The sequence below is a fragment of the Arthrobacter crystallopoietes BAB-32 genome (genome assembly GCF_000328305.2).
GTDB classification, from domain to species: domain Bacteria; phylum Actinomycetota; class Actinomycetes; order Actinomycetales; family Micrococcaceae; genus Crystallibacter; species Crystallibacter crystallopoietes_A.
This window is the reverse complement of the sequence record NZ_ANPE02000196.1, coordinates 1-12,916: the sequence shown is the minus strand read 5'-3', so window position 1 is coordinate 12,916 and position 12,916 is coordinate 1. Positions and strand designations below refer to the sequence as shown.

Annotated in this window: 10 protein-coding genes; 7 read left to right on the top strand and 3 right to left on the bottom strand. The window is 67.5% G+C overall.

The genetic code is table 11. The features are described 5' to 3' along the window. Positions 1-876, top strand: coding sequence for a PaaX family transcriptional regulator (locus D477_RS15795; protein ID WP_005271659.1), 876 nt, complete (start codon positions 1-3; stop codon positions 874-876). Between the two features lie 71 nt (positions 877-947). Here the strand turns inward: D477_RS15795 and D477_RS15790 are convergent, their stop codons facing one another. Beyond that, positions 948-1,364: a RidA family protein gene (locus D477_RS15790; protein WP_005271656.1), complete on the bottom strand. Its 417-nt coding sequence runs from the start codon at positions 1,362-1,364 to the stop codon at positions 948-950. A gap of 140 nt (positions 1,365-1,504) precedes the next feature. Here D477_RS15790 and D477_RS15785 point away from each other — a divergent pair, with 140 nt between their 5' ends. The 6 genes from D477_RS15785 (at position 1,505) to D477_RS15760 (ending at position 9,363) form a co-directional block, all read left to right on the top strand. Beyond that, positions 1,505-2,362, top strand: a complete 858-nt coding sequence (locus tag D477_RS15785; protein ID WP_005271654.1) for a fumarylacetoacetate hydrolase family protein — start codon at positions 1,505-1,507, stop codon at positions 2,360-2,362. A 13-nt stretch (positions 2,363-2,375) separates the two neighbouring features. Beyond that, the gene (locus tag D477_RS15780) at positions 2,376-2,858 is read left to right on the top strand and encodes a cupin domain-containing protein (protein WP_005271651.1); all 483 of its coding nucleotides are present in this window, start codon (positions 2,376-2,378) and stop codon (positions 2,856-2,858) included. Then, positions 2,855-3,751, top strand: a complete 897-nt coding sequence (locus D477_RS15775; RefSeq protein ID WP_005271649.1) for an acyl-CoA thioesterase — start codon at positions 2,855-2,857, stop codon at positions 3,749-3,751. The genes D477_RS15780 and D477_RS15775 overlap by 4 nt, the downstream gene beginning before the upstream one ends. Positions 3,752-3,830: 79 nt before the next feature. Next, the gene (locus D477_RS15770; RefSeq protein ID WP_005271647.1) at positions 3,831-5,486 is read left to right on the top strand and encodes an AMP-binding protein; all 1,656 of its coding nucleotides are present in this window, start codon (positions 3,831-3,833) and stop codon (positions 5,484-5,486) included. A gap of 13 nt (positions 5,487-5,499) precedes the next feature. Further along, on the top strand, positions 5,500-7,899 hold the full coding sequence (locus tag D477_RS15765) for a bifunctional salicylyl-CoA 5-hydroxylase/oxidoreductase (RefSeq protein ID WP_005271645.1): 2,400 nt from the start codon (positions 5,500-5,502) through the stop codon (positions 7,897-7,899). Between the two features lie 111 nt (positions 7,900-8,010). Beyond that, positions 8,011-9,363 (top strand): MFS transporter, encoded by a 1,353-nt coding sequence (locus tag D477_RS15760; protein WP_005271642.1) that lies wholly within the window; start codon positions 8,011-8,013, stop codon positions 9,361-9,363. A gap of 108 nt (positions 9,364-9,471) precedes the next feature. Here the strand turns inward: D477_RS15760 and D477_RS15755 are convergent, their stop codons facing one another. Both D477_RS15755 and D477_RS21325 read right to left on the bottom strand, forming a co-directional pair. Continuing rightward, the gene (locus tag D477_RS15755) at positions 9,472-12,075 is read right to left on the bottom strand and encodes an ATP-dependent Clp protease ATP-binding subunit (RefSeq protein ID WP_005271641.1); all 2,604 of its coding nucleotides are present in this window, start codon (positions 12,073-12,075) and stop codon (positions 9,472-9,474) included. Positions 12,076-12,414: 339 nt separating this feature from the next. Then, a partial coding sequence (locus tag D477_RS21325) for an HNH endonuclease signature motif containing protein (protein ID WP_005271640.1) occupies positions 12,415-12,916 on the bottom strand: 502 nt, incomplete at its 5' end.

Genomic DNA, 12,916 nt, shown 5'->3' with positions numbered 1-12,916 from the left:
ATGATCGACATCCCCGCTCCTCCACTGCGGCACCAGCAGCTGATCCTGACCATCTACGGCCTGTACGGGCGGCGCGGCGGCGGGCCCTTGCCAGTCTCGGTCCTCATCGACATGCTCGGCGACCTCGGCCATGATGCCCCTGGCGTGCGCTCGGCGGTGTCGAGGTTGAAGGCCAAGGGCGTGCTCAACAGCGTCAAAGCCGGCGGAGTGGCAAAGTACGAGCTGTCGCCGCGCTCGCTCGAGATGGTCAACGAGGGCGACGAGCGCATCTTTGCCCCGTACCGCGGATCGGCCGGAGGCCAGTGGGTGCTGGCGATATTCTCGGTTCCTGAGTCGATGCGGGACCGGCGGCACCAGCTGCGCACCGAACTGACGCGGCTGGGCTTCGGGTCCATGGCGGCAGGAGTGTGGATTGCTCCGGCCGGTGTGCGTGAGGGCGCGAAGCGGCGGCTGGCCTCCCGGGGCTTGGCAGATTATGTCGAGTTCTTCACCGGCGATTACGCCGCCGAAGGGGATATGCGCCAGCGGGTCGCCCAGTGGTGGGATCTGGAGGCACTGGGCGTGCAGATCGCCGAATTCATGGACTACTACGGGAACGCTCTTGCCGATTGGTCCGGCTTGGTGGGCGGGGATCCGGAGACAGCCCTGGCAGAGTCTTCGCCGGAACTGCGCAGGGACGCCTTCCGTTACTACGTGCCGATGCTCACGCTGTGGCGGCGCCTGCCGTATCGCGATCCCGGTCTGCCTTTGGAGTACCTGCCCGAGGGCTGGCAGGGGCCGGAGGCGCGGCGCATTTTCTTCGGAACGCATGATTTGATCGCGCCCCTGGCCGAGGCCCACGCAATGTCGCTGGTCACCAAGGCCGAGGCCGCCTAGCCTCGCGGACAACGCACAGCGGCCCGGCCGGCAGGTAGCCGGCCGGGCCGCTGTGCGCTGGAATCGGTTTTCTAGCGGTCCTGGATGACTGCCACGCCCTGGATCTCGATCAGGGCTTCCTTCTGCCAGAGGCGGCTGACGCCGATTCCTGCCATCGCGGGGTACTCGGTGCCGGCCATCTGGCGCCAGAGCCTGCCGATCTCCCGGCCGTTGGCCATGTAGTCGTCCACGTCCGTGAGGTAGATGGTCACGCTGACCAGGTCCTCGGGGCGGCCGCCGGCCTCTTCCAGGGTGGCCAGGACGTTGGAGAAGGCCTGCTGGAACTGCTCCACGATGCCGCCGGGAACGATGTTCATGTCCTTGTCCAGCGCGGTCTGCCCGCCGAGGTAGACAGTGTTGCCGGCGAGGACGCCATGGGCGTAGCCGGATGGCTTGGGCAGTGACTCGGGGTTGATGGTCCGGTTGCCGACTGCGGTCTGGTTGCTCATTGCTGCCTCCTTGGCATTGGTGTGTCCGGTTTCACAATTTTTCGAAAAATGCTCTGTGCAGATCCTTCCGACCGTGCTACGTTGAGCATATGTGACGGCCGTAAAAAAGTCGACACATCCGAACGAAGGAGATCGAAGCCGTGAAACTGGCCACCTTGCGCACCGGCGCAGCAACAACGACGGCGGCAGTACAGATGGGTGCGGAGACCTACCTGCCGCTGCCCGCCAGTGACGTCGGCAGCCTGCTCGCGGGCCCGGCTTGGCGGGAGCGCGCAGAGGAAACCATGCGCTCCGCCCCGGCCTCCGCCGTCGTGCAGGTTTCCCGCACACAGTTGGCGCCGCTGCTGCCGCAGGCCGGCAAGGTGATCTGCTGCGGCCTGAACTACGGCGACCACATCCAGGAGATGGGACGGGAGCTGCCGGAATACCCCACCCTGTTCGCCAAGTTCGCCGATACGTTGGCCGGTCCAGCAGATGAGCTCACGGTGCGCGGCAGCGGCCGGGTGGATTGGGAGGCCGAGCTGGCCGTGGTGGTCGGAGCCACCCTCACCCGTGCGGATGAAGCCGAGGCCGCCGCCGCCATCGCCGGCTACACCGTGGCCAACGATGTCTCCATGCGGGACTGGCAGAACCGGACGCTGCAGTGGTTCCAGGGCAAGGCCTTCGACGCGAGCACGCCGGTCGGGCCGGTGCTGGCCACCGCCGACGAGTTCGACGGCAGCGGCTTCGAGGTCCGCGGCTACGTCAACGGTGAGCTGGTCCAGCGGGGCCACACCCGGACGCTGGTGTTCGGCCCGGCGAAGCTCCTGTCCTACATTTCGCAGTTCACGACGCTGCGCCCGGGGGACCTGGTCCTGACCGGCACGCCAGGCGGAGTGGGCATGGGGATGAAGCCCCCGCGCTTCCTGCAGGACGGCGATGTCCTCACAACCGAAATCGACGGGATCGGCCGGCTGGAAAACCGCATGCTGATCAACCAACTGGCACTGACCAACTGAGAAGGAGCACGACATGAGCGAGACAGCCACTGAATACCGCACCGAGGGCGACAACTCCATCTATGCCGGAGTCGACGGCAAGGTGGTGCCCGTGGTGACCCGCGGCGGCGCCGAGGACACCAACACGGCCCAGTCGGGGGACTGTGTGCGGGTGTCCGGCGTCAGCATCCAGCACACGCCGGCCACCAAGATCTGGTTCGGCCAGGTCTCCAACGTCCCGGGCTACCGCTCGCTGCCGCATCACCATGGCGAGGCCGAAACCGGCGGCTACGTGCTGCGCGGCCACGGCCGGATCTACTTCGGCGAGAATTACTCCGAATTCATCGACATGAAGGCCGGCGACTGGGTGTTCGTGCCGCCGTTCATGCCGCACGTGGAGGCGAATATGTCGGTCACTGAGGAATTGGTCTGGCTGACTGCCCGCACGCCGGAGAACATTGTGGTCAACCTTGAGGACGTAGCCGACGAGACCCTGGAAGGATATCGCCGGGCATGAACACGATGACGGGCACCTTGACTGCCGAAACCTTCCTGCGCGCCGTCGGCCTGGAGGCCGTCGAGCCGCAGGTCTTCGACGAGGCCTACGAAGCCACCACACAGTACGTCCCGTGGCCCAAGGCCTACGGCGGCGACATGGTGGCCCAGTCCGCGGCCGCCATGATGCGCTCCGTCGGCGCGGACCGCCAGCTGCATTCCATGCACAGCTACTTCATGCGCCCGGTCGATATCGGTGCTGTGGTCCGCTACGAGGTGGAGAAGCTGCGCGACGGCCGCGGCTATTCGACCCGCAGCGTGCGCGGCTACCAGGGCGGTAAGACAGTGTTCGCAGCCATGGGCTCCTTCCAGGTGCCCGAGGAGGGGCCGGAATTCCAGCCGGAAATGCCCGCCGCCGTGGAACCCGAATCGCTGCGCAGCGCCGCTGAAGCACTGAACGGCATCGAGGGCGACGCCGCAGCCTACTGGTCCACCGGCCGCAGCTTCGACATGCGCCACGTTCCCGGCCCCGTGTATGTCGAGGTCGAGGGCGAACAGGTCCCGCAGCAGGCCGTCTGGGTCAAGGCATTCGACCAGCTGCCCGATGGCGACGACCTGCATGCCACCGCAAACCTCCACCGCACGGCGCTGGCGTACGTCTGCGACTACACGATTCTGGAGCCGATCCTGAGGGCGCACGGCCACTACTGGGCGGAACCAGGGCTGGCCACCGCGAGCCTGGACCATTCGATGTGGTTCCACCGTGAGGGCCGGGCGGACGAATGGGTGCTCTACGCCCAGGAAGCCGTTTCCGGACAGCGCAACCGGGGACTGGCCACCGGCCGGTTCTTCGACCGCTCCGGCCGCCTCCTGGCCACAGTCGCCCAAGAAGGCATGATTCGCGCCGCGCGCTGAGCCCTTCGGCGGCATCCCAACCGTCGGTGATGCCGCCCAGGCTCCGCGGCCGCCCATCCATCCCACCGAAAGGAACGCCATGGAACTGTCCCCGTCAGCACATGTGGACTCGTTCACGCGCGACCATCTGCCGCCGGCCGAGCAGTGGCCGGTGCTTGAATTCACCCTCCCCGAACTGCAGTATCCGGATCGCCTCAACGCCGCGGCGATCCTCATCGACGACGCCGTAGCAACCTTCGGCGCCGACCGTCCGGCCCTGCACACGCCAGAGGGTGAAACCTGGAGTTACGGGCTCCTGCAGCAGCGCGCCAACCAGGTCGCCCAGGTCCTGACCGAGGACTTGGGTGTGGTGCCCGGCAACCGGGTGCTGCTGCGCGGCCCGAACAACCCTTGGCTGGTCGCGGCCTGGCTCGGTGTACTCAAGGCCGGCGCCGTCGTCGTCACCACGATGCCCGTGCTGCGGGCGAACGAAGTCGCCAAGATCTGCGAACTGACCCGACCGGTTGTCGCCATCTCTGACCACCGCTTCGTGGCTGACCTGCCGCATGCGCTGAGTGCGGACACCGCCGTCGTTACCTATGGAGCTAACGACGACGGTGACCTCACCGCCCGCTGTGCGTCGAAGAGCGGACGGTTCGACAACGTGGCCACCGCCGCCGACGACGTTGCCCTGCTCGGACCGACGTCGGGAACCACCGGCACGCCCAAGATCACCATGCACTTCCACCGGGACATCCTCGCCAACGCGGATACTTTCGCCCGCCACATCCTGAAGCCGACGGCCGACGACGTCTTCGCCGGCTCGCCGCCGCTGGCCTTCACTTTCGGGCTGGGCGGACTGGTGGTCTTCCCGCTGCGGTTCGGTGCCTCATCCCTGCTGACCGAGCGGGCGACGCCGGTGGAGCTGGCCCGCCAGGCAGCGGCAGCAGGGGCCACTGTGCTCTTCACCGCCCCGACGGCCTACCGGGCCATCCTCAAGGAAGGCGAGGCCGACCTGCTCGAGGGCCTGCGGCTGGCAGTGTCCGCCGGCGAGCACCTGCCCAAGGAAACCTGGGAAGCCGTCCACACAGCCACCGGGCTCTCCCTGGTCAACGGCATCGGCGCCACGGAAATGCTGCACGTCTTCATCTCCGCCGCCGGAGCGGACATCCGTCCGGGCGCCACCGGAGTGGCAGTGCCGGGCTTCCGGGCCACGATCCTGGACGCGGACGGCAACGAGGCCGCGCCCAACGAGCCCGGCCGGCTCGCCGTCATCGGTCCGACCGGCTGCCGGTACCTGGATGATGAGCGCCAGCTCAACTACGTGCACAACGGCTGGAACATCACCGGGGACACCTTCGTGCGCGATGAGGACGGGTACTTCTACTACCAGGCGCGCTCGGACAACATGATCGTCTCTTCCGGGTACAACATCGGCGCCCCCGAAGTGGAGTCAGCGATCGACCAGCATCCGGACGTCGTGGAGAACGCCGTCATTGGCCGGCCGGATCCGGAGCGCGGGAGCGTGGTCTGCGCATTCATTGTGCTGCGCGAGGGCGTGGAGCCCGACGACGCCAAGCGCAAGGAGATCCAGGACTTCGTCAAAGCGACCATCGCCCCCTACAAGTATCCGCGGGACGTGCGGTTCGTGACCGAATTGCCCCGCAACCCCAGCGGCAAGCTGCAGCACTTCAGGCTGCGCGCCGCGCTCGGGGACGAATCTGCAGAATTAGCCGGCGCCGGCCAGGGCCGTTGAAAGGACTAACGACATGAAGATCGCAATTATTGGTGGCGGACCTGGCGGGCTGTACTTCGGTGCGCTGATGAAGCAGCTGGATCCGGCCCACGAGGTGACCGTCTGGGAACGCAACGCCGCCAGCGATACGTTCGGCTTCGGCGTCGTCTTTTCCGATGAAACCCTCGGCGGGATCGGGAATGCCGATGCGGTAGTGGCCGACTACATGAGCCGCCGCTTCGCCCGCTGGTCGGATATCGACATCCACTTCAAGAACGAGACCATTACCGTGGGCGGACAAGGTTTCGCGGCGATGAGCCGCAAGGAACTGCTGGAACTGCTGCAGCGCCGCTGCACCGAACTCGGCGTGGACCTGCGCTTTTCGACCATGGCCCCGCCGGTGGAGGAACTCGAGGCCGGCTACGATCTGGTGCTGGCCGCGGACGGAGTGAATTCCCAGATCCGCGCCCGGTACGCCGACTCCTTCGGACCGGACCTGGATCCGCGGCCGAACAAGTACATGTGGCTGGGCACCGACCAGGTGTTCGAGGCCTTCAAGTTCTTCGTCAAGGAGACCGAGTTCGGCGTCATGCAGATTCACGGCTACCCCTACTCGGACGCCGGCTCCACCTTCATCGTGGAGATGCACGAGGACGTCTGGCGCGCGGCCGGTTTCGACGAGACCGCCGACACCATGTTCCCGCCCGGGGTCTCCGATGAGAAGGCCATCGCGAAGATCCGGGAGATCTTCGCTGACGAACTCGACGGGTACGACGTGCTGGCCAACAACTCCAAGTGGCTGAACTTCACCACCGTGCGCAACCGCAACTGGCGGCACGGCAATGTGGTGCTGCTCGGCGACGCCGCGCACACCGCGCACTTCTCGATCGGCTCCGGAACAAAGCTCGCCATGGAGGACGCGCTGGCCCTGGCCGCCTGCCTGCACGAGCAGCAGGACCTGGAATCCGCCCTCGCCGCCTACGAACTTGAGCGGCGGCCGGTGGTCGAATCGACGCAGCGGGCCGCGCAGGCGTCGCTGGAATGGTTCGAGCGGATCGGCCAGTACAAGGACCAGCACCCCACCCAGTTCGCCTTTAACCTGCTCACCCGCAGCCGGCGCATCACCCAAGACAACCTGCGCCTGCGAGACCCGGAATTCGCCGAGCTGGTGGACCGGCACTTCGCCGAGTCCCAGGGCCTGCAGCAGGTCGCCCCGGCCATGTTCCAGCCGTACAAGATCGGCGGCCTGGAGCTGAAGAACCGGATCATCGTCTCGCCGATGGACATGTATTCGGCGGTCGACGGCGTCCCCGGCGACTTCCACAAGGTGCACTTGGGCAGCAAGGCCCTGGGCGGCGCCGGCCTGGTGATGACCGAAATGGTCTGCGTCTCCGAGGAAGGGCGCATCACCCCGGGCTGCACCGGTCTGTACAACGAGGTCCAGCAGGCCAGCTGGAAGGACATCGTCGGCTTCGTCCACGGGCAATCGACGGCGAAGATTGGGGTCCAGCTCGGCCACGCCGGCCGCAAGGCCTCGACCCGCCTGATGTGGGAAGGCATCGACGAACCGCTCGAATCCGGCAACTGGGAAGCGGTTGGCCCCTCGGCCCTGCCGTACGGCCCGCGCAGCCAGACCCCGCGCGAAATCGACCGCGCGGAGATGGACAAGGTCAAAGCGGACTTCGTCGCCGCCACCCGGCGCGCCGCCGAAGCCGGCTTCGACCTGCTTGAGGTTCATGCCGCGCACGGCTATCTGCTCTCGTCCTTCCTCTCGCCGATCGCCAACAAGCGCACCGACGAGTTCGGCGGCAGCCTGGAAAACCGGCTGCGCTTCCCGCTCGAGGTCTTCGACGCCGTGCGCGAGGCCTGGCCGACAGACCGGCCGCTGACCGTGCGGATCTCCGCCACGGATTGGATCGAGGGCGGAAACACCCTGGATGAGGCCGTCGAAATTGCCAAGGCCTTCGCCGCCCACGGTGCGGACGGGATCGACGTGTCCACCGGCCAGATCGGCAAGGAGGAAAAGCCCGCCTATGGCCGCAGCTACCAGACGCCGTACGCGGACCGGATCCGTCAGGAAGTGGCAGCCCCGGCAGGAATCGCGGTGATCGCCGTCGGCGCCATCTCCTCGTACGACGACGCCAACTCCATCCTGCTGGCCGGCCGCGCCGACCTGATCGCCCTCGGCCGCACCCACCTGTACAACCCGCAGTGGACCCTGCACGCCGCCGCCGAGCAGGAATACAAGGGCGAGGCCGCCGAGTGGATCCCGCAGTTCCGCGCCGGCCGGCGCAAGCCGCCGAGCTCCCGCACCGATGCGGTCCGGCCCCGGCTGTCCCTGCTGCGCGAGGCCGAGGACGAACAGTCGCCCAGCCACCTGCGGTGGCAGCCGGACACGGCACCGCGGCGCGCCGAGCCGGCGCTGGCTAAGTAATCTTGGCTGGAAAGCGGTTCACCTGAATTCCTGGCGGGAGGCAGCGTTCGCCTGCCTCCCGCCCTCCTGCCTTGCACCACCTGCTCACTCCAATGACGAAATGAGACCCATGTGGCAACTGCTGCCGTAAACACTTGGAATGTCCCGCCGCGCACCACGCGGCGGGTGCTGTTCTGCTGCTGGCTGGCCATCCTGGCCGAAGGCTACGACGTCGGCGTCCTCGGCGCCGTCCTTCCGGCCCTGGCCGAGTACCGGGCGTGGGACCTGAGCCCGCTGGAGCTCGGCGGGCTTGGCGCGTACGCGCTGGTCGGCATGCTCTTCGGCGCCTTGTTCATCGGCACGCTGAGCGACCTGTACGGCCGCAAAAAGATGCTGCTGCTCTCGATGCTGATCTTTACGCTGACCCAGGCCGGCGCGGCGGTGGCGCCGACACCGGAGCTGTTCGGCCTGTTCCGGCTCATCGGCGGGCTCGGCATGGGCGGCGTGATTCCCGTGGCGGCGGCCCTAACCATCGAATATTCGGCGCCGAACAAGCGCTCCTTCAACTACGGTGTCATGTACTCCGGCTACTCGCTCGGCATCGTCGCCGCCGCCCTCGTGGCGCTGGTCCTGCTGCCCGTGGCGGGTTGGCGCTGGGTCATCGCCATCGGCGCGCTGCCCGTGGTCCTGCTGCCGGTGATCGCCCGGCTGCTGCCGGAATCGCTGGACTACCTTGAGGCCAAGGGCAGGCGGCAGGCGGCCGACCGGCTGGCGAACCGTCTCGGCATCGAGCCGTACATCCCTGCCGTGTCCGCCCCGGCCGCCGGAGCAGCGGCCGAACCGTGGTGGCGGACAATCACCGCGATGTTCTCGCCGCGCTACCTGCGCTCGACTGTGTTCTTCTGGATCTCGCTGTTCTGCGGCATGGTCCTGGTCTACGGCCTGAACACCTGGCTGCCGTCCATCATGAAAGCGGCGGGCTACGACCTCGGCTCGTCGCTGGCCTTCCTACTGGTCTTCAGCCTTGCCTCCGCCGCCGGCGGCCTCGCCTTGGGCCGGGCCGCGGACAAGTACGGACAGAAACTGATCCTGGTGGTCTTCTACCTGCTCGGCGGCCTCGGCATCCTGCTGCTGATGTTCCCCGGCAACATGGTCGTGAATCTGCTCTTCGTGGCCTTCGCCGGCATCGGTTCCATCTCCACCTCGCTGGTGCTCACCGGCTACATCGCCGACTACTACCCGGCCAACGTCCGGGCCACGGCGACCGGCTGGGCACTGAGCTTCGCGCGGATCGGAGCCATCTCCGGCCCCTTGATCGGCGGCTGGATCGGCAGCGCCGCACTGCCTTTCGAATGGAACTTCATGATCTTCGCCGGCATTGCGGCCGTCGCGGCGGCTGCCGTGGCCCTCATTCCGAAGCGACGGGCCACCGAGCCGGAGAGCCAGGCCGCCGGTGAGGAAACCGCCGATGTGACTGCGCGCTGACCGGGCAGCAAACGCGCGAGCAGGCCGGGAAGAGACTCTCTTCCCGGCCTGCTCCATCTGCGTTGTGCGGTGGTCAGGCGTCGCCCGACTGTACCCGCCCCGACTGGTTTACGCCGCGGCCGGCACCGCCGGTTCGGTTGCCACGCGCAGCTCCCCGCCGTCGGCAGTAACGGTGACCCGCCCGCCGTCGTGCAGTTCGGAGCTGACCAGCAGGTCCGCGATCCGGTCGTCCAGCTCGCGCTGGATCACGCGGCGCAGCGGGCGGGCGCCGTACTCTGGCTCGTAGCCGGCGTCGGCGATCCAGTCCACGGCGGCCTCGTCCACCGCGAGGCCGATGCCCTGGGCGGCGAGCCGGCCCTCGGTCCGGCGCAGCTGCAGCCGCACGATCTCGCGCAGCTGCTCCTGGTCGAGCTTGCGGAACAGGACGGTCTCATCGATCCGGTTCAGGAACTCCGGCCGCATGAACTCGCGCACCCGGCCCATGACCCGGTCCCGCAGCTCCTTCTCCGAGCCGAAGCCGTCGGCGCCGCTGTTGGCGGTGAAGCCGAGCGCTCCGCCCTTGCTGGCCAGGAATTCCGAGCCCAGGTTCGAGGTCATGATGACCACCGTGTTCCGGAAGTCAACCGTCCGGCCCTGGCTGTCCGTCAGCCGCCCGTCGTCGAGCACCTGCAGCAGCAGGTTGAACACGTCCGGGTGCGCCTTCTCGATCTCGTCCAGCAGCACCACGGAGTACGGGTGCCGCCGCACGCGCTCGGTCAGCTGGCCGGCCTCGTCATAGCCAACGTAGCCCGGAGGGGCACCGACCAGGCGCGAGACGGTGTGCCGTTCGCCGTATTCGCTCATGTCGAAGCGGACCATCGCGTTCTCATCGCCGAACAGCGACTCGGCCAGCGCCTTGGCCAGCTCGGTCTTGCCCACGCCGGTCGGACCGAGGAACAGGAAGCTGCCCACGGGTCGGCCTTCGTCGCCCATGCCGGTGCGGTTGCGCCGCACGGCCTTGGCCAGCGCGGTCACCGCAGCATCCTGGCCGATGACCCGCTGGTGCAGGTCGTCTTCGAGCCGGGCGAGGCGTTCGCGGTCGCCTTCGGTCAGCCGCGCGGCGGGGATGCCGGTGGCGCGCGAGATGATCTGCGCGATCTCCGCCTCGCCTACCACCGCGGAGGGTGCGCTAACGACGCCGGGGCGTGCACCGCCGTCGTTGTTTTCCGCTACCGCCGGGGTGCTTTGGGCCTCCGCGATCCGGGCGTTGAGCGCCTCGATTTCGTCCCGCAGCCGCGAAGCATCCTCGTAGCGCTCCTCGGCCACCGCGGCGGCCTTGGCCTGCTCCAGCTCCGCGGCCTCGCGGCGCAGCGCCTCCACGTCCACCCGCGGACCGCGCTGCAGGCTCAACCGGGCGCCGGCCTGGTCGATCAGGTCGATCGCCTTGTCCGGCAGGAACCGGTCCGTAATGTAGCGGGCGGAAAGTTCGACGGCGGCGCGCAGCGCGTCATCCGTGTAGGTCACCGCGTGGTGCTCTTCGTAACGGTCCTTCAGCCCGGCCAGGATCTGCACGGCGTCCTCGACGGACGGTTCGCCGACCATCACCGGCTGGAAGCGGCGCTCCAGGGCCGGATCCTTTTCGATCCTGCGGTACTCCTTCAGAGTGGTGGCGCCGACCAGGTGCAGTTCGCCGCGGGCCAGCCGGGGCTTGAGGATGTTGCTGGCGTCCATGCCGCCGCCTTCCCCGCCGCCACCTGCACCGACCACGGTGTGCAGTTCATCGACGAAGACAATCAGTTCGCCGCTGCGGGCGCTGATCTCCTCCATTGTCTTGGTCAGCCGTTCCTCGAAGTCGCCGCGGTAGCGGGTGCCGGCGAGCATGCCGGGCAGGTCCAGGGCGATGACGCGCTTGCCGCGCAGCTGCTCCGGGACATCGCCGGCGGTGATCGCCTGGGCCAGGCCCTCGACGACAGCGGTCTTGCCCACGCCGGCCTCGCCGATCAGCACCGGGTTGTTCTTGGTGCGCCGGGCGAGGATCTCGATGGTCTGCTCGATCTCTTCGCCGCGGCCGATGACCGGATCCAGCTTGCCCTCCTGCGCGCGGGCCGTCAGGTCGATGCCGAACTGGTCCAGCATCGGGGTCTCACTGTTGGACTGCGCGCCGCCCTGGGCAGCCTCTGGACCAGAGTGGCCGGACTGGCCGTCCTCGCGGGAACCGGCCTGCTGCAGCGACTGCGGATTGACGCCGGCCGCGGCTAGGATCTGTCCGGACGGAGTCTCCTGGTTCAGCACGAAGGCGAAGAACAGGTGCTCCGGATCGATATAGGTGGAACCAAAAGCCCGCGCCACCTGGTAGGCGTCCAGCAGGGCACGCTGTGCGGACTGCGTGAGCGACGGCGGCGTATCCACCTTCTCGGCAGAGGCCCCAGGGAGTCGCTCCTCGGCAGCCTGCGCAATCGCGGCAGGATCGGCTCCGGCACGTCGGATCTGCTCCGCCATCGGTTCCTGCTGCGCGATGGTGCGCAGGATGTGCAGGGCATCGACCTCGGTGTGCCCGAGGCCGGCGGCGAACTGCGCAGCATGGCCGAGCATCTCGTGCGAGCGGCGACTAAGCAGTCGCGTCATGTCGACAGGACGGCCGGCGCGCGCGGCGCGCTGGCCCTGCAGATAACGGGCCAGGAATTCGTCGAAGGAGCCGCTGCCGGAACCTGCGGGTCCGAAGAAGATAGGCATATGACCTCCTGATTGCTTGAGTGCCTTCGACTCAAGTTAACGCTTCGTGCTGGAGATTATTCCGCATCCGATGAAACTTGAGCAACTTCCGCTCAAGTCAACGTTTGGTCTGCACGTTTATTCCCGGTGGGCGGAAGCTGGACCGTTCGTCGACCTGAGGGTGAACTCCGGCGAGATGAGGTTCGGCTGGGGACTGAAGCGTGCATACTTATGCTCAAGACGGGCACTGACGCCGCTGCTGAGAAGCACGTGCCCGGGTGCTGGCCCAGCGGTAGCTTTCGACCGGGGTCGTCTTTCGTGCGTCTGGACTGGAGGTGCCGCACCATTCTTGCGGCACGATCAGAAGGGTGGTGGTTCGGGGTTGTCGAAGGGGTTTGGTGGCGGCGGTGGTGGGGGTTGGACGCCGTGGCTGATCCAGGATCCGTCGGGGTAGCTGGTGTAGGCGTGGCGGGATCTGGTTTGGTGGTGGAGTTCGCCGTTGTCGCCTTGCCAGACGCGGCCGCCGTCGGCGTGCTTCGACAGATGATCGGATTTGCAGCGCAGTGCAAGATTATTCAGTTCGGTCTTGCCGCCGTGCTCCCACGCGAGGGTATGGTCGAGCTCGCAGTCCTTCCAGTGGGTGCGGCAGCCCAGTCCCCGGCAGGTCCCGTCGCGGAGCCTGACTTCGCGTTTGAGCCATTCGGGCGGGTGGCGCATTTCGCGGGCGACCATGACGGCCTTGCCGTGTTCGTCGGTGATGACCGGCAGCCAGGTTTTCGCCAGTTCGGCGAGCCGGCGGGCCATGTCGGCCGGGATTTTCCCGTACCCGTCGAGTTCGCCGGGTTCGTCGCCGCCGGCGGCG